The organism is Streptomyces sp. GbtcB7, from assembly GCF_019091445.1.
Classification (GTDB): Bacteria; Actinomycetota; Actinomycetes; order Streptomycetales; family Streptomycetaceae; genus Streptomyces; species Streptomyces mirabilis.
Map to the genome: position 1 here is coordinate 145,045 of NZ_JAGXJM010000010.1, position 15,184 is coordinate 160,228.

The 15,184-nt window shown below is 70.8% G+C and carries 15 protein-coding genes; 4 read left to right on the top strand and 11 right to left on the bottom strand.

What is annotated here, in order from left to right; all coding sequences use genetic code 11:
* The first annotated feature begins 37 nt into the window (after window positions 1-37).
* Both KVT44_RS18360 and KVT44_RS18365 read left to right on the top strand, forming a co-directional pair.
* Window positions 38-655, top strand: coding sequence for an ATP/GTP-binding protein (locus KVT44_RS18360; protein WP_075028889.1), 618 nt, complete (start codon window positions 38-40; stop codon window positions 653-655).
* A gap of 24 nt (window positions 656-679) precedes the next feature.
* Window positions 680-1,933: a styrene monooxygenase/indole monooxygenase family protein gene (locus KVT44_RS18365; protein WP_217567808.1), complete on the top strand. Its 1,254-nt coding sequence runs from the start codon at window positions 680-682 to the stop codon at window positions 1,931-1,933.
* Window positions 1,934-1,938: 5 nt separating this feature from the next.
* Here KVT44_RS18365 and KVT44_RS18370 read toward each other — a convergent pair whose 3' ends face one another.
* From KVT44_RS18370 to KVT44_RS18385, 4 genes are all read right to left on the bottom strand, one after another.
* The gene (locus tag KVT44_RS18370) at window positions 1,939-3,093 is read right to left on the bottom strand and encodes an NlpC/P60 family protein (RefSeq protein WP_190172778.1); all 1,155 of its coding nucleotides are present in this window, start codon (window positions 3,091-3,093) and stop codon (window positions 1,939-1,941) included.
* Between the two features lie 103 nt (window positions 3,094-3,196).
* Window positions 3,197-3,505, bottom strand: a complete 309-nt coding sequence (locus KVT44_RS18375) for a hypothetical protein (protein ID WP_217567809.1) — start codon at window positions 3,503-3,505, stop codon at window positions 3,197-3,199.
* Between the two features lie 25 nt (window positions 3,506-3,530).
* Window positions 3,531-4,256 (bottom strand): TetR/AcrR family transcriptional regulator, encoded by a 726-nt coding sequence (locus tag KVT44_RS18380; protein ID WP_099920682.1) that lies wholly within the window; start codon window positions 4,254-4,256, stop codon window positions 3,531-3,533.
* A 202-nt stretch (window positions 4,257-4,458) separates the two neighbouring features.
* Window positions 4,459-5,388, bottom strand: a complete 930-nt coding sequence (locus KVT44_RS18385) for a diiron oxygenase (protein ID WP_217567810.1) — start codon at window positions 5,386-5,388, stop codon at window positions 4,459-4,461.
* A gap of 150 nt (window positions 5,389-5,538) precedes the next feature.
* On the opposite strand from KVT44_RS18385, the gene KVT44_RS18390 reads away from it, so the two are divergent.
* Both KVT44_RS18390 and KVT44_RS18395 read left to right on the top strand, forming a co-directional pair.
* Window positions 5,539-6,645, top strand: coding sequence for a ferritin-like domain-containing protein (locus tag KVT44_RS18390; RefSeq protein ID WP_217567811.1), 1,107 nt, complete (start codon window positions 5,539-5,541; stop codon window positions 6,643-6,645).
* An 8-nt stretch (window positions 6,646-6,653) separates the two neighbouring features.
* The gene (locus KVT44_RS18395) at window positions 6,654-7,295 is read left to right on the top strand and encodes an ADP-ribosylglycohydrolase family protein (RefSeq protein ID WP_308314039.1); all 642 of its coding nucleotides are present in this window, start codon (window positions 6,654-6,656) and stop codon (window positions 7,293-7,295) included.
* Between the two features lie 16 nt (window positions 7,296-7,311).
* On the opposite strand, the gene KVT44_RS18400 is transcribed toward KVT44_RS18395, so the two are convergent.
* The 7 genes from KVT44_RS18400 to KVT44_RS18430 all read right to left on the bottom strand — a co-directional run bounded on the left by KVT44_RS18400 (window position 7,312) and on the right by KVT44_RS18430 (window position 14,945).
* Window positions 7,312-8,037 carry a TIGR03943 family protein gene (locus KVT44_RS18400; RefSeq protein ID WP_217567812.1) on the bottom strand — a complete coding sequence of 242 codons (726 nt, stop codon included), beginning with the start codon at window positions 8,035-8,037 and terminating at the stop codon, window positions 7,312-7,314.
* Complete coding sequence (locus KVT44_RS18405) at window positions 8,034-9,104, bottom strand: permease (RefSeq protein ID WP_308314040.1); 1,071 nt, start codon at window positions 9,102-9,104, stop codon at window positions 8,034-8,036. The genes KVT44_RS18400 and KVT44_RS18405 overlap by 4 nt, the downstream gene beginning before the upstream one ends.
* 130 nt (window positions 9,105-9,234) lie before the next feature.
* Window positions 9,235-10,689, bottom strand: a complete 1,455-nt coding sequence (locus KVT44_RS18410) for a penicillin-binding transpeptidase domain-containing protein (RefSeq protein WP_217567814.1) — start codon at window positions 10,687-10,689, stop codon at window positions 9,235-9,237.
* A complete protein-coding gene (locus KVT44_RS18415) occupies window positions 10,686-12,080 on the bottom strand; it encodes an FtsW/RodA/SpoVE family cell cycle protein (protein ID WP_190172773.1) in 1,395 nt (464 codons plus the stop codon). The genes KVT44_RS18410 and KVT44_RS18415 overlap by 4 nt, the downstream gene beginning before the upstream one ends.
* An 80-nt stretch (window positions 12,081-12,160) precedes the next feature.
* Window positions 12,161-12,679: an SH3 domain-containing protein gene (locus KVT44_RS18420; RefSeq protein ID WP_229889374.1), complete on the bottom strand. Its 519-nt coding sequence runs from the start codon at window positions 12,677-12,679 to the stop codon at window positions 12,161-12,163.
* Window positions 12,680-12,780: 101 nt separating this feature from the next.
* The gene (locus KVT44_RS18425; RefSeq protein ID WP_217567816.1) at window positions 12,781-14,118 is read right to left on the bottom strand and encodes a HAMP domain-containing sensor histidine kinase; all 1,338 of its coding nucleotides are present in this window, start codon (window positions 14,116-14,118) and stop codon (window positions 12,781-12,783) included.
* The gene (locus KVT44_RS18430) at window positions 14,115-14,945 is read right to left on the bottom strand and encodes a hypothetical protein (protein ID WP_190172771.1); all 831 of its coding nucleotides are present in this window, start codon (window positions 14,943-14,945) and stop codon (window positions 14,115-14,117) included. Before KVT44_RS18430 ends, KVT44_RS18425 begins: the two co-directional genes overlap by 4 nt.
* Window positions 14,946-15,184: the final 239 nt, after the last annotated feature.

Sequence of the window (15,184 nt, forward strand, 5' to 3'; positions counted from 1 at the left end):
GGGTGCGCCGAGAACGGCCTCCCCCGCCTCGGCTCCGATGCCTCTGGCCCCGGTGCCGCTGCCCGAGTCAGACGAGAACCTCCAGGCCTGGCAGACCGACCGCACCCGCGCCCCGATCGCGACGAAGATCGTGGTGGCGGGCGGCTTCGGCGTGGGCAAGACCACGCTGGTGACCGCGGTCTCCGAGATCACGCCCCTCCAGACGGAGGCGCTGATGACCCAGGCCAGCGAGGAGACGGACGACCTCACCGGCACCCCGGACAAAGTGACCACGACCGTGGCCATGGACTTCGGCCGCATCACACTCGACGACGACCTGGTCCTGTACCTCTTCGGGACGCCGGGCCAGCAGCGGTTCTGGTTCATGTGGGACGACCTGGTGCGCGGCGCGATAGGCGCCGTGGTCCTCGCCGACACCCGCCGCCTCAAGGACTGCTTCCCGGCGCTCGACTACTTCGAGAGCTGCGGACTGCCGTACGTCGTCGCGGTCAACCACTTCGACGGCAGCGAGCGGTTCGACGCCGACGACGTGCGCGACGCTCTCACGGTGCCTCCACACATACCTGTCATGATCATGGATGCCAGGCGCCGGATCTCGGTCGTCGAGACCCTGCTCGCGCTGGTGGGGCACGCGCTCGACGCGAGCCCCGAATAAGACGTACACGGAGTTAGGACGCGCATGCGGAAGATACTCGTCGTCGGAGCCGGTCAGTCCGGACTCCAGCTTGCCCTCGGCCTCCAGTCGCACGGGTACGAGGTCACCCTGATGTCGAACCGGACGGCGGACGAGATCCGCACCGGCCGCGTCATGTCGACGCAGTGCATGTTCCACACGGCACTCCAGCACGAGCGCGATCTCCAGCTGAACTTCTGGGAGTCCCAGGCCCCGAAGATCGAAGGACTCGGCGTCTCGGTCGCCGCCCCCGGCTCGCACGACCCCGGTCCGACCCAGCGGGCGATCGACTGGGTGGGCAGGCTCGACGGCTACGCGCAGTCGGTCGACCAGCGGGTGAAGATGGCCGGCTGGATGGAGACCTTCGCCCAGCGCGGCGGCCAACTGGTCATCCACGGCGCCGCGGTCTCCGACCTGGACTACTTCGCCCGTACGTACGACCTGGTCCTGGTGTCGGCCGGCAAGGGCGAGCTGGTCTCCATGTTCGGCCGGGACGCCGCCCGTTCCCCGTACGCGGAGCCGCAGCGCGCCCTCGCCGTCGCCTACGTCCACGGTCTGGGCCCGCGCCCCGAGCACCCCGACTACGACGCGGTCCGCTGCAACCTGGTCCCCGGCGTCGGCGAGCTCTTCGTCATGCCGACCCTCACCACCTCCGGCCGTGCGGACATCCTCTTCTGGGAGGGCATACCCGGCGGCCCGGTCGACGCCTTCAACGGCATCAAGGACCCTGCCGAACACCTCTCCCTGACCCTGGAACTCATGGAGAAGTTCGTGCCGTGGGAGTACGCCCGGGCCACCAAGGTCGAACTGACCGACGCGAACGGAACACTGTCCGGACGCTACGCCCCCACCGTCCGCAACCCGATCGGCCGCCTCCCCGGCGGCGGCCTGGTCCTGGGCGTCGCCGACGTGGTCGTCGCCAACGACCCGATCACCGGCCAGGGCTCCAACTCCGCCTCCAAGTGCGCGGCGGCGTACCTCGGCGCGATCCTCGAGCACGAGGACAAGGAGTTCGACGAGGCGTGGATGCGGTCCGCGTTCGACCGGTACTGGGACACGGCCCAGCACGTGACGAAGTGGACGAACGCCATGCTGGGCGTGCCGCCGGAGCACGTCCTCAACCTGATCGGGGCCGGGGGGCAGATTCCGGCGGTGGCACATCGTTTCGCCAACGGGTTCAACGACCCGGCGGACTTCGAGAACTTCTTCTATGCGCCCGAGAAGACGGAGGCGTACCTGGCTTCCGTGGCCGGGGCCTGAACCTGTCACTTCGGGTGCGGGGAGTCTGCGGCTGGTCGCGCGGTTCCCCGCGCCCTTGATGGGGCGCTCACCTTGGACCCCTCCCGAATGCTCGGGGGTGTGTAGCGGCGAAGGGGTTTGCCGTCCGGGTCCGGACGGACCGCGCCCAACAGCGGGTTGGTGGCAAGGGGGGAGACCTTGATCTTCGTTCCCGGCCTCGGGGCCTGCACGACCAGCCCGTCCCCCACATACAGGGCGACATGCGTGGCCTTGGGGAAGTAGAGGACAAGGTCCCCGGGGCGCAGCTTGCTCAGCGGAATGCGGGGCAGCTGGGCCCACTGTTCCTGGCTGGTGCGGGGGATGGGCCGTCCGGCGTGATCCCAGGCCTGCGAAGTGAGCCCCGAGCAGTCGTACGACCTCGGCCCCACGGCCCCCCACTCGTACGGTTTTCCGAGCTGCTCCACGGCGTACCGCACCGCCTCCTCGCCCTCCCGCGACGGCGGCCGCGCACTGCTGAGCGCCCCCGAGGTCACGAGCTCCCGCTGTGCCGTGCTCACGCCCGACTTCTCCAGCCGGGCCATCTCGGCAAGCTGATCGGTGCTGAGTGAGGCGAGCAGTTCCTCGGCGCCCTTCAGTCGCCCCCGTACCTCGTCGCGCTCCCTCTTCTGCCGCTCGGCGAGGCCGAGTTGACCGTCGAGTGCCTTCCGCGCCTCCCGCGCCAGCCCATCGGCCCTCTTCTCCGTGCGCACCAGCCGGTCCACGGTCTCGACCCGCTGCCGCGCCAGCTGCCCGATCACATGACCCTCGTCCAACGCGTGCTGCGGATCACGGGCGAGCAGCAGCCGTACGTACGACGAGATCTCGCTGCTGTTCTGGTACTGCTGCCGGGCGAGCCGCCCCGCCGCGTCGCGGCTGTCGAGCAGCGAGAGGCGGGCCTTGGCGAGGCCCCCGTCGAGCCGGGCGACCTCGGTCTTCTGCTTCTTCAGCTGTTCCGCCGTGGCGTTGTACGTCTCGCTGGCGCGCTCGGCGTCCCGGTACAGCCGCTGAAGATCCGTCAGCAATTGAGCCACGGGCCGCCCTTGGGGCCCGGGGTCCGGCACGGCCACCGCGGGGGCGGCCACAAACAACGCCCCCGTCGCCATCGCGGCCGTACAAGCCAGACGCAGAAGTCTTCCTGACACGTCATCACCTCCGGTGCCGGGGTGGTACCTCCACCTCGTATCGGAAGGATCGGGTCGGCGCATTCCGAGCGCGCGCTCGCCTGACCGGTTCGGCCCAAGAACCTCACTCGTCGGCGTGGGACTCCGGCGTGGCTCCCGCACTCCTGCCGCCGGGCTTGGACCAGGGCCACTTGCGCCCGCTCCCCGCGTCGCCCGAGGGGTCGTACTCGTACTTCCACGCCTGATGCAGTCCCAGTCGCTTGCTCACCCGCGCCTGGACGCGCCGGTAGACGAGCACGGTCGGCGGGCCGCCGTCGGCATCCGGAACCGGAACCCGGTACACCTTCGGCGGGTGTCCGGTCAGACCGAGCAGGACGGGCAGCACGCGCCCGTCCAGCGGGCCGCCCTCGAAGGGGGTGTCTTCGCTCTTCACGGCACCAGTGTCACAAACGCACCCGTCACAGCAGTCGCGCGGCATCACCGATCACCGGAAGAACCTCCCGGGCCAGCTTCCCCAGGGCCCCTTCCCGCCCCTCCAGGACGAGCGCGGCCTGCACCACGCCGGCGGTCTGCGGATCACGTGCGGCACTGACCACGAGCATCGCCACGAACTGCTCCACGAGCCAGTCCCGCAGCTCGTCCAACGGCGGCTCCTTGCCCCCGTCCAGCCAGCTCAGCGAGGCGCCCTCCACCGCCGTGATCCACATCCGCACGGTCATCCGCAGCCGTCGCCCCGGATCCTTCACGCTCAGATGATCCAGAATGTGCTCTGCCGCCGCCCGCCGCACGCCGTCCACTATGGCCGTCGTCCTGGAGGTCTCGACGACACTGCCTCCCTGAAGCAACGCGGTGAACCCGGCGTCGTGCTGGTCCACGAACGCCAGGTACCGATCCAGAGCCCGGGCCAGCCGCTCGCTCAACGGCCCCTCGGGGGGCTCCGCGAAACAGTGCTCCAGATCCTCCGCGGCGGACCGCAGGGCAGCCTCGTACAGCTGCTGCTTGCCGCCCGGGAAGTACCGGTACACCAGAGGCCGTGACACGCCCGCCGCCTCCGCCACGTCATCGAGCGAGACCTCCTCGGGTGCCCGGTGCGCGAAGAGGGACAGCGCCGCTTCGAGGAGCTGCGAGCGCCGTTCCTCGACACTCAGCCGACGGTATGCGGGGGTGGGAGCCTGCGAGGTCATATCGGCAGCGTAACGGCCAGGACACGAGCCCCTTCCCAGCCACGGCCGCGCGCACGGAAGGGGCCGCGGCGGTGGGTCGCAAGCCCGTCGCTCACATTCGGATCGAGCAGCGGCTCCCTTGCCCGGCCCACGTCTGATCCGGCGGCGACGGGCTCGACGCACCGCCACGGCCCCGACCCACCACCGGAGCCCCCGGCGGCCCTCAGGCCAGCAGTCCCGACGCCTTCCACAGCCGCCGTCCGACCCCCCGCAGCACCCCGATGTCGTCCAGGAAGTCGGTCAGCCGCTTGGCGCCGGTCTGCATGACCTCCCGCCGGTGCCCGCTCGCCCGTACCTGCGCCACGGCCTCCCGCTGGTCGAGGCCGACGTTCGTGTAGACCTCGGGATTGACGAAGGCGACGGAGAAGATCCGGGCGAACTCTCCCGACGTGACCCGCGTGAACTCCTGCGACCACCGCGGCGCCGTCACCATCTGCCGCCGCAGCTCCTCCCGCGCGTACCGCACGTGCCGTGCCTCCTCCACCACGTGGATGCGTGTGACCCCCCGTACCAGGTTCTGCACCCGCTCGTCCGGAAAGGTCAGCCGCTGCATCCAGTCGAGGATCTCCTCGCCGAGCAGAGTCGCCGTGAAGGACCCGGGCGTGGTCGAGATGGTCTTGAAGACCCGCCCCAGATTCAGATGCGTCCGGCTCACCGGGTAGTACGGCGTTCCACCGTGCGAGATCAGCCGGGCGAACATCTTCGAGTGCCGGCACTCGTCCTCGATCTCGGTCAGCGCGTAGCGCACATGCGCACTCGTCGCCGCCTTGTCGTAAATGTGCCGCACCAGCAACTGCATCAGAATGATCTCGAACCAGATCCCCAGCGAAGCCAGCGCGGCGGCCTCGTGGTGCGAGAGCAGAACCCGCTGCTCCTCGCCCATCCGCTTCCACAGCGGGGTGTCGTACAGCGAGACCAGCTCCGGCGGCCAGAACCACTTGCCCTCCTCGAAGGGCGCGTCCCAGTCCAGCTCCTTGTCCGGGTCGAAGGAGTGCTTGGCGGAGGAGTCGAGCAGCCGCTCGGCGACCTGCTCCCGGTCCTTGAGCAGACCGAGCGCATCGCGCAGCACATCCACTTCCGTCACGGTCGTCATGGCTGTTCCCACCTCGTCGTACGGGATCCAGTACGTGATCCATCCGGGTTACCGGCGGTCACGACTTATGAGACTGCCTGTCAGCAAGCTCGTCAATCCCTTGCGCGCGACTTGTTGACGACGCGTCTACCTCGTGTGAGCCTGCGATGTATGCCGACGCACGAGCTGTACGCCAAGGACCCGGGAGACCCCCTCTGGCAGGTACCGGCCTCAGGGGCGGCACGCTTCAGCTGGGAGTACGACGACGGTCGCGACCGTCTCCTCGCCCTGTACCAGAAGGGCAAGGACAAACAGTGGGACGGTCAGAAGAGAATCGACTGGGACCTGGAGGTCGACCCCCACGACGCTCTCGGTACCCCCGACGAGTCGATGACCCTCTACGGGACCCCGTACTGGGCGAAGATGACCGACCGGGACAAGGGCGAGCTGCGCAAGCACTACGCGTCCTGGCAGTTCAGCCAGTTCCTGCACGGTGAGCAGGGGGCCATGGTCTGCGCCGCGCGCATCGTCGAGTCGGTCCCCGACCTGGACGCGAAGTTCTACTCGGCCACCCAGACCATGGACGAGGCCCGCCACGCCGAGATCTACGCCCGCTTCCTGCAGGAGAAGATCGGGATGCTCTACCCGATCAACGACAACCTGCGGTCGCTCCTCGGCGACACCCTCCAGGACTCCCGCTGGGACATGCCGTACCTCGGGATGCAGGTCCTCATAGAGGGCCTGGCCCTGGCGGCCTTCGGCATGATCAGGGACACCACCGACAAGCCCCTCCCCAAGCAGATCCTCGCCTACGTGATGCAGGACGAGGCCCGCCATGTCGCCTTCGGCCGGATGGCACTGCGCGACTACTACACACAACTCTCCGACGCCGAACTCCGCGAGCGCGAGGAATTCGTCATCGAGGGCTGCTACTTGATGCGGGACCGGCTGCGCGGCGTCGAGGTCCTGGAGAACTTCGGCATTCCCAAGGCCGAGGCCGAGGAATACAGCGAACAGTCCGAATTCCTGCGCCTCTTCCGCCAGTTGCTCTTCAGCCGCATCGTCCCGTGCGTCAAGGACATCGGCCTGTGGGGCGAACGCCTCCAGCGGGCGTACGTCGACATGGGCGTCTTCGAGATGGGCGACTCCAACCTCGACCTCCTGATGGCCCAGGACGAGGAGGTCGCCGAGCGGTTGGACGCGGAGCGGTTCGCGGCGGAGGAGAGGGAACGGGTGGCGGAGGTGGCGGAGATGATCGAGAAGGGTGAGGGCTCGTAGAACGAGCCTTGCCCTGGACGACCACGCCCCCTCGGGCCCGCCGCAGCCTGGAGGGGTCGGCCCTGGGCGACGCCTTCGGCGAACGCTGGTTCCCCGTCTTCCGGGACCGCCCCCAGGCGTACGAGGAGATCCGCGCCCGGCGCACCCCTGAGGAACCGGACTGGCACTGGACCGACGACACGGCCATGGCACTCGGCATCTTCCGTGTCCTAGACGAACACGGCGAGATCCGGCAACCGGAACTGGCCCAGGCCTTCGCCCTCGGCTACGACGCCGACCCGGGGCTACGGCTACGGCATGCACCAACTGCTCCCGCGCCTCCTCCAGGAGCCGGACCGCTGGGCGGAACTGGCACGCGGACTCTTCGACGGCGAGGGCAGCCTCGGCAACGGATGGGGGTCCCCCCTGCTCGAGCGAAGCCGAGAGCTTGGGGGAGCGTCCGCGCCGACGACACCGTCCCCTTCGCCGTCTGGTGCGCCGCCCGCCATCCCGACGACCTGACCTCGGCCCTGTGGAGCACGGCGGAGGGCTTCGGCGACGTCGACACGACCTGCGCCATCACGGGCGGCATCGTGGGCGCCCGTACGGGAGTGGGGCACGTACCCGAGGAATGGCTGAGTCGCCGCGAGGCGGTACCCGGCGCCGGCTAGGCCGCCCGGGTCCGCCTCAGTTGTTCCAGCTCTCGTCGTACGGGTCGTGCGGGGTCGGGACCGGTTTGGCCGCGGTGACGTCGAGGAACGGGATGCGGCCGTCGTTGACGGGGTCCTTGGTCTGCTTGGCGGTGTAGGTGCCGGTGACCTGGAGCCAGGTGTCGGGCTGAAGGACGGGCGGGATGTGGCCGGTCAGGCCGATCTTGACCGGTTGGGCGTCGGCGGCACAGCAGTTGAGGGCCATCCGGACCAGGTACGGGGTGCCGTCCTGGGCGAGGGCGACGAAGCCGGTGACTTCGACCCGCCGGTGGGCCAGGGTGCGGCCGTGGTCGTAGGCGGCGCGGCCCGCGTAGTCGACGACGCCGAGCGGGAGCGGGTCGGTGGCCGGCAGGGACGGGTAGGCGAGGGGCGCCTGCAGGGCCGTACCGGCGTGCATGGCGCTGTAGGAGCCCAGCGCGGGCGGGGAGACCAGGATCAGGGCGAGGAGGGGGAGGACGAGGAGCCAGGCGACCCGGGGTTCGCGGTGGACGTGCCCGTGCCCGTCGCCGTCGCCGGTTTCACCCCGGCCCCGTCGCTCGTACCAGACCGTCGCCACCGCCGCCATGATCAGCACGACCCCGGCGGCCAGCAGCAACGGCCGCAACCCCGCCTTGACGTAGCGCAGGTAGAGGTCGGTGAGTCCGGCGTGCAGGACCGCCGCGCCGACGAGGAACAGGACCGCCGCCTGTGCCTGCCGGTTCACAGCAGCACCGTCCCGACGAGGACCGAGCCGAGGATGGCAAGGGCGAAGGTGGCGGGCGCGAACCGCAGGGCGAACCCGCGGCCGAACGTGCCCGCCTGCATGGCGAAGAGTTTCAGGTCGATCATCGGTCCCACCACGAGGAAGGCCAGCCGCGCGGTCAGCGAGAACTGGGTCAGCGAGGAGACGACGAACGCGTCGGCCTCGGAGCAGATGGACAGCAGCACGGCGAGGACCGCGAGGGCGAGGATCGCCACCACCGGGTTGGCGGCCGCGGCGTGCAGCCAGGTCGCCGGGACGACGGCCTTCAGCGTGGCCGCCGCCATCGCCCCGATGACGAGGAACCCGCCGGCGTGCATCACGTCGTGCCGTACGGAATCCCAGAACGCGGCGCCCTTGCCGAGCCCCTCGTGCGAGGGCCGGGCCGGTGGCCGCATCCAGTCCGCCCGCCCCAGCCGCTGCCACAGCCACCCCATCACGCAGGCCACGAGCAGGCTCGCCACGAACCGGGCGAGGACCATCTCGGGGTTGCGGGGGAACGCGACGGCGGTGGCCGTCAGCACGATCGGGTTGATCGCGGGCGCCGACAGCAGGAACGCCAGTGCCGCCGCGGGCGTGACCCCCCGTCGTACCAGCGCTCCCGCCACCGGTACCGACGCGCACTCGCAGCCGGGCAGCACCGCCCCGGCCATCCCGGCGACCGGCACGGCCAGCGCGGGCCGTTTCGGCAGCGCCCGGGCGAAGAACGCCGGCGGCACGAACACCGCGATGACCGCCGACAGCAGCACACCGAGGACGAGGAAGGGCAGCGCCTGGCAGACCACCGCGACGAACACGGTCATCCAGCTCTGCATCACCGGCGCCGACAGCGCCCGGCGGATCGGCCCCTGCGCCACCACCAGGACGAGCAGCAGCATGACCAGGACGAGCGGCGAGTTGAACTGCCAGCCGTGGGATGCGGCCGCCTGCTCCCTCGGACCGTCCGGTGCGTCCGTCTGTTCCCGTGGACCGTCCGGTGCGTCCGCGTCGCGGTGGTCGGCCCCGGGCGGGGCCGCTTTGGTGATGCTCACGGGCGAGGTACCTCCGGCAGGGCACGGGCTGGAATCTCGTGGGTGGGTTCCCCTCCCCATAAATACGCCCGTATGGGTACGTGCGTTCAGGCGGGGGTGTTCATTCCCGCAGGGCGCCCCGACTTCCGTCTCAGAACCTGAGTACCGCCTCCATCACCGCCTTCGCGATCGGCGCCGCGTCCCCGCCCCCGCTGATGTCCCCGCGGTCGGCCGCCGCGTCCTCGACGACGACCGCGACCGCCACCGCGGGCTCCATCGCGCCGTCCGCCTGGGCCCAGGAGATGAACCAGGCGTACGGCATCCCCAGGTTGTCGATCCCGTGCTGGGCGGTCCCGGTCTTGCCGCCGACCGTCGCTCCGGGAATCGCGGCGTTGCTGCCGGTGCCCTCCGTCACCACGTCCGTCATCAGCTCGCGCATCCGCATGGCGGTCGCCGGGTTCATCGCCTGGTGGAGCGTGCGTGGACCGGTCGTCGACACCGTGCTGTCGCTCCGGGTGGTCGTCTTCTCCACCAGATAGGGCGTTTTGACGGACCCGCCGCCCGCGACGGCCGCCGAGATCATCGCCATCTGGAGGGGAGTGGCCCGGGTGTTGAACTGACCGATGGAGGAGAGCGCGAGCTGCGCCTTGTCGAGCGTCGTGTCGAAGTTGCTGGGGGCGACGGAGTAGGGGATCCGCAGGCGGTCGTTGAAACCGAAGTCCGCCGCCGTGCGGGTCATGTCGCTCAGTCCCACGTCCACGCCCAGCTTGGCGAAGACCGTGTTGCAGGACCACTCGAAGGCGTACCGCAGCGAGGCGTCCTCGCAGCCCTCGAGCTCGTTCGTCAGCCGGGTCGTGGTGCCGGGCAGCCGGTACGGGTCCGGGGAGGTGGTCGACGTGTCGAGGTCCGTCACCACCCCCGCGTCGAGGGCCGCCGCGGCCGTCACCACCTTGAACGTCGACCCGGGCGGATAGGTCTGCCGGATCGCCCGGTTGAGCATCGGTTTGTCCGCCGCGCCGTTCAGCCGCTCCCAGGCGTGGGTGACCGCCTTGCCCGTCCCGGACAGCTCCCCGGGGTCGTACGACGGGGTGGAGACCAGCGCGAGGATCCTGCCGGTGGAGGGCTCGATGGCGGCCACCGCCCCGCGCCGTGAACCGAGACCCCGGTACGCGGCGCGCTGTGCGGCGGGGTCGATCGTCGTGACCACCTTGCCGGCGGGGTTCTGGGCGCGGGTGGCGTCGTTCCACAGGGGGAACGGCGAGAGCAGCGGGTCGCTGCCGGAGAGGATGCCGTCCTCGGAGTTCTCCAGGAACGTCGTCCCGTACACCTGCGAGGCGAAGCCGGTCACGGGCGCGTACAACGGGCCGTCCGTGTAGGTCCGTTCGTAGCGGAGCTGCTGGCCGCTGTCCCTGGAGCCGGTGACCGGCCGGCCCCCGACGAGGATGTCACCGCGCGGCTGGCCGTAACGGGCGATCGTCTGGCGGCGGTTGGCCGGGTTGTCGTCGTACGCCCCGGCCTGGAAGACCTGGACACGGGTGGCGTTGACGAGGAGCGCCAGCAGCAGCACGGCGCAGAGCGCGGCGGCCCGGCGGATGTACTTGGTCATGGCGCCGCCGTCCCGTCGTACTGGCTGCGTGCCGAGTCACTGACGCGGATCAGCAGCGCCACGATGATCCAGTTGGTGACGACCGAGGAGCCGCCCTGGGCGAGGAACGGCATCGCCATCCCGGTCAGCGGGATCAGACCGGTCACGCCACCCGCGATCACGAAGACCTGGAGCGCCACGATCGAGGCGAGGCCGATGGAGAGGAGCCGTCCGAAGGGGTCGCGCAGGGCGAGGCCGGCGCGGTAGCCGCGTTCCACGAGGAGGCCGTAGAGGAGGAAGATCGCACAGAGTCCGAAGAGACCCAGTTCCTCGCCCGCGGTGGCCAGGATGAAGTCCGACTTGGCGGCGAATCCGATGAGGATGGAGTGGCCGAGCCCGAGGCCGGTGCCCAGCATCCCGCCCGCGGCGAACGCGAACAGGGACTGGGCGAGCTGGTTCGGCCCCTGGCCCGCCTCGATCGTCGCGAAGGGGTGCAGCCAGTCCTGCACCCGGCTGTGGACGTGCGGTTCCAGCCAGCCGACGGCGACCGCGCCCACACAGGCGAGCAGCAGGCCCACGGCGATCCACCCGGTGCGGCCGGTGGCGACGTACAACATGATCACGAAGAGGCCGAAGAACAGCAACGAGGTGCCGAGGTCCCGCTCCAGGACCAGGACCAGCACGCTCAGCAGCCAGATCGCGACGATCGGGCCGAGGACCCGGCCGGTGGGGAGCTGGAGCCGCTTGAACCGCCAGACGGGGCGGCCCGCGTAGGCGAGCGCGTTGCGGTTGGCCGCGAGGTAGCCGGCGAAGAAGACCGCGAGCAGCACCTTCGCGAACTCGCCCGGCTGGATGGAGAACCCGGCGATCCGGATCCAGATCCGGGCGCCGTTCACGGCGGGGAAGAGGATGGGCAGGACCAGCAGGCCCAGCGCCGTGACGACCGAGACGTAGGTGTAGCGCTGCAGGACGCGGTGGTCGCGCAGGAAGAGGACGGCCGCGATGAAGAGCGCGACGCCGAGCGTCGACCAGATGAGCTGGATAGGGGCGGCCCGGTCGCCCGGGGTCTCCAGGTCCAGGCGGTAGATCAGCACCAGGCCCAGGCCGTTGAGCAGGACGGCGATGGGCAGCAGCAGCGGATCGGCGTACGGCGCCCGCAGCCGCACCGCGACATGCGCGAGGAGTGCGAGCACGCCGAGCCCGGCGCCGTAGACCGCGGCGCCGGGCGGGAGGGTGCTGTGCCGGGCGTATCCGACCGCGCAGTAGCCGAACACGGACAGCAGTACGGCCATGACGATCAGGGTGAACTCGATGCCACGGCGCCGGGGCAGGCGGACAGCGGAGGTGGGCGGGTCCGCTGCCACGGTCGTTCCCCGCGTACCGGGAATTCCGGGCAATCCGGGCTGAATCATGTCCGGAACGTAGCAAGCGCCGAACCTGATGTCCCGTTAGGTGATGACACACGGGCGGATCCGGTGGGCGCGACCCGGCGTCAGCACCAGCGCGGGGACGGGCCGATGTTGTCGATGTGCTGCGCCGAGCCCCAGGACCAGGTGCCGTCGGTGATCAGGTACCAGATCGGGTTGCCGCCGACGCGCTCGCCCCTGGTCTTGCAGTAGATGTGGACCCGCTCGCCGAACGGCGCGATACGGATGATCCGGCTGCGACGGTCGGGTCGGTTGTGCAGCGCGAGGCCGTTGCGGGAGATGATCCGGCCCTCGAAGCGGCGGTGGTCATCGAACCGTCCGTCGAAGTACGGGTCGTCGAAGCTGTCGCCCAGACCGTCGTCGTCGAAGTAGGGGTCCTCGCCGTTGTCCCAGTCGCCGTTGTCCCAGTCGCGGCTGTCCCAGTCGCGGGCGAAGGTCCCGGACTCGTCGATGATGCCGGGTCCGGTGCCTGTGGTCGCGGTGGGCTTGCCGGCGGCGAGGGCGGGTCCGGCGCCCGCGGCCGCGATGAGCGTGCCGGCGGCGAGCACCATCCCGGTGCGGGCAAGGGTGTGGCGCAGGGACATGGGGGCTCCTCCGGAAAGGTGGTAAATCTGACTAATCGCCACATTAGGAGCGAGCTCGGGCACGCGCAGGCCGCACTGAGCCATCGGGGACGCCAGGACGCTCAGCGTGCCCCGGTCGGCCCTTCCCCACCGGTCGGTCCGGGCGCGCCCCGCTCGTCCTGAGGAAGCGTCAGTGTCGCGATCGCACCGCCCTCGGGAGCGTTGGCGAAGACCAACCGCGCGCCCAGCACCTCCGCCTGGCCGAGCGCGATCGTCAGCCCCAGCCCGTGGCCCTTCGAGCCGCCCTCCGTTCGGAACCGCTGCGGCCCGTGCTCCAGCAGGTACTCCGGATAGCCGCCGCCGTGGTCCCGCACCGTCACCACCGGGCCGTCGACGGTCAGCACCACCGGGCCCGCCCCGTGCTTGTGCGCGTTGGCCACCAGATTGCCGAGCACCCGCTCCAGACGGCGCCGGTCGGTCTCCACCCGGACGTCACCCACGACCCGCACCTCGGTCTCGGTGCCCGACGCCCGCACCACCCGCTCGGCCAGCGGGGCCAGCGGCTCCGAGTCCAGCTCCAGCAACTCCCACCCGGCGTCCAGTCGGGAGATCTCCAGCAGGTCCTCGGTGAGCGTCCGCAGCGTGGCCACCCGGTCGCGGACCAGCTCCGTCGGCCGGCCCGGCGGCAGCAACTCCGCCGCCGCGTGCAGCCCGGTCAGCGGGGTGCGCAGTTCGTGCGCCACGTCCGCGGTGAAGCGCTGCTCGCTCATCAGCTTGCTCTGCAGCGAGGACGCCATCGTGTCGAGGGCCCCGGCGACCGCCGCTACCTCGTCCTGGGGGCCGGCCGGGTACCGCGCACGGGGGGCCACGGCCGTACGGGGATCGTTGACGCGCGCGTCCAGGTCGCCCGCGCTGATCCGCCGGGCCACCTGTGCCGTCGCGTGCAGCCGACGGGTCACCCGCGTCACCGCGAACACTCCCACCAGCAGGGTCGCGCCGATCGCCAGCGCCGAGGACCACACGATCGACCGGTCCAGGGCGTCGATGGCGTGCGCGCCCTGCGAGTAGTCGAACTGCACGGCGAGCGCCCGCCCGCCGCTCGCGGGTCCGGCCGCCCACATGGTGGGGTGCGGGTCGTTGTCCCCGACCATCGTGCCGCGGTGCCCGTCCGTCGCCAGCTCGCGCAGCGGCGCCGGAAGGCCCGGGAGATCCAGCCCCGCGCCCGGCGGCAGCCGGTCGCCCGCCTCGTAGTCCGCCGTCACCTCCGCCAGCCGGTCGAGCGCCCGGCCGCGGGCCTCGCCGACGGTCTGGTTGGTCACCGAGACATGCACGAGGACGCCGAGCAGGGCGGCCAGACCGCAGCACATCACCGTGATGAAGGCGGCGGCCTTCCAGGTGAGGGTGGCGGCCCAGTGGGGGAGACGGCGGGGCGGCCGGACGCGGCGCGAGGGCAGCCTCATGGGGTGCTCGCGGCGGACGACGGCGCGGGGGAGGCGGAGGGGGAGACGAAGTGTGAGGCCGACGGAGAGGCCGCGGGAGAGGCTGAGGGCGAGACCGGTGGGGCGGGGGGTGCCGAGGGGACGGGTGCGATGGTGCCGCGCCTGGTGGGGCTGGGCGTGCCCACCCGGAGGATCTCGTCCCGGGTCGCCAGCATCGCGTGCTGGTGCGGGTCCCAGGTCCACACCGTGCGGTACTCGTAGCCCGGCAGGGTCGAGGGCGAGCGGATGATCACGTCACGGCCCGCGACCTCGACGCTGATCGTGCTGTCCGCGGTGCCCATGATCTGGACCAGCTTGTGGTGCTCGAAGGTGTACACACGCACCGCCAGCTGGTTCTGCGGAAAGCGGATGCCGAGCACCAGGTCGTCCTTCCGGTCACCCGTGAGATCACGGTAGTACGCCTGGAGGATCGGGCACTTCCCGCCGAGCGTGTCCTTGCCTGTGCAGTACTTGAGCTGCTGGGCCGTCTCACGGTACGGGGCGTGGACGGCGCTGTACTCGTCCGGGTGGCGGCCGACCTCGGCACGGAACACGGCGATCGGGTCCACCTTGTGGATGTCGTCGCCCGGCGCCGTGATGCCCGTCACCGTCTCGGTGTCCGCCTCGCCGTAGTCGAGGGCGGCCGTCGACGCGGGCGGCAGCTCGGGCCAGAGCCGGGCCGGGCCGACGGCGGTGGGCGTCGCCCCCGCGCCCCGCAGGGCACCGGAGTCGCCACAGCCCGCCACGGCCGCCGCCAGCAGGGCGACGAGGGCTGCGAGCACGAGACGGCTGGGCCGGGTGGGGGTCACTGCGCTCCTGCGTCCGGGCCGGCCTCGATCCGGGGCCAGGGGGACGGCTCGGTGCGCGAGGTCGGCGTGAAATCGACGAAACCGACGCCCTACACCATATTCGTAGGGAAGTCCTTTTTGTTCGCGGGTGGGGTCGGTGGGGCTGGTGAGGGCGTGACGGCGTGGAGGCGTGAGGCCGTGAGGGTGCGACGGCGTGAGGCCGTGAGGTGCCGGACGTGCGGGCGGCGGAGGCCGGAGGT